This is a genomic window from Mycobacterium sp. E1715 (assembly GCF_001667625.1).
GTDB lineage: Bacteria > Actinomycetota > Actinomycetes > Mycobacteriales > Mycobacteriaceae > Mycobacterium.
The window spans coordinates 1-1070 of sequence record NZ_LZJJ01000569.1 but is presented as its reverse complement, the minus strand read 5'-3'; the positions used below and the strand labels follow the sequence as shown (position 1 = coordinate 1070).

The 1070-nt window shown below is 60.7% G+C and carries 1 protein-coding gene; it reads right to left on the bottom strand.

Features of this window, described 5'->3' with window-relative positions:
- Nucleotides 1–126, bottom strand: a 126-nt coding sequence (locus A9X03_RS28925; protein ID WP_197696160.1) for a glycosyltransferase, incomplete at its 3' end; no start/stop codon positions are given.
- Between the last annotated feature and the right edge of the window lie 944 nt (nucleotides 127–1070).

Here is a 1070-nt window from a genome sequence, read left to right as displayed (position 1 = left end):
GAAGCCCGTGAGATTGCATGGGACGGCCATGAGAACGTCGTGTCCCCTGCGCTGCAGTTCTCGACCCATAGCCACGGTCGGCTCGACATCGCCCCGAGTTCCATAGCTTGCCAGCACAAATTTCACGACAGATCGTAGCCTTTCAGTTCTGTTGGGCTAGGTGATGTCTGGGGCATCGGTTATTGTCTCCGGTTCCTCGACTAGGCGGCAACTTCTGCGGCAATGACGCGATTCTCAAACGCCAAGGCAGTCGTCGAATCGGGTGCGGGGAGGACACCCCGTTGGTCTTCGTTTACGTGGCGCATGGGAAACCTGTCTGGCTCAACGAGATCACCGGACCACTCGTAATGCCTGAAGCACCGCGCTTACAACCGATCCAACACTCGAATTATTGATTTGTGGGATTCACCGGCGAGCCCGAATTCGACGATCAAGTCATGTGCAGTATCATCCCGCGGACCAAAGGTGAACCCCCCTCTGCCGCATGTCAGTACCACCGGGAGTGAGTCTAGACGGCTGTCGTTGCACTCACCCCCTTTTTGCATCACTCGAGCCAGATCGTTGCGACCGTTGGTCATACGCGAACGTCGCCGGCTCTTCGGCCGGGGCCGACCGACCCCCCTTGGCGGCTACTACCCGGCGTGTCGGGGCCACCAAACGCTGAAGTGTGAAGTTTCTGTGATGCGCCTCACTTTCCGAAAACACGGGTAGCTTTCGCTGACGTATCGCTGCGGCGGCGTACGGTGTTACAGCCCGAAGTTGTTGTGCCAGCGGAGCAACATGGCTCGGAACCGGTCCGGCCGGTACGCGCGCCTCGGCAAATCGACCGGTCGTCCGGCCGCACCGCAGTACCCTGGAAATGACGGTTGCGAAAGTCCGGGCGATGGCGCCGACGCCATGGGCGTGAATGGCCCGGACACCGTCTTCCGCCGCCGCTGGCAAATACGACCGCATCGCCGTCGGTCATTACGCGCCACGGCGCCTGGGGTTCGTTATTACCCCAACGACACCCGGACTTCGCACATCGGCCTGCTCGGAGAGGTTTCTTTTCACGCGACGCCGTCAGCGGG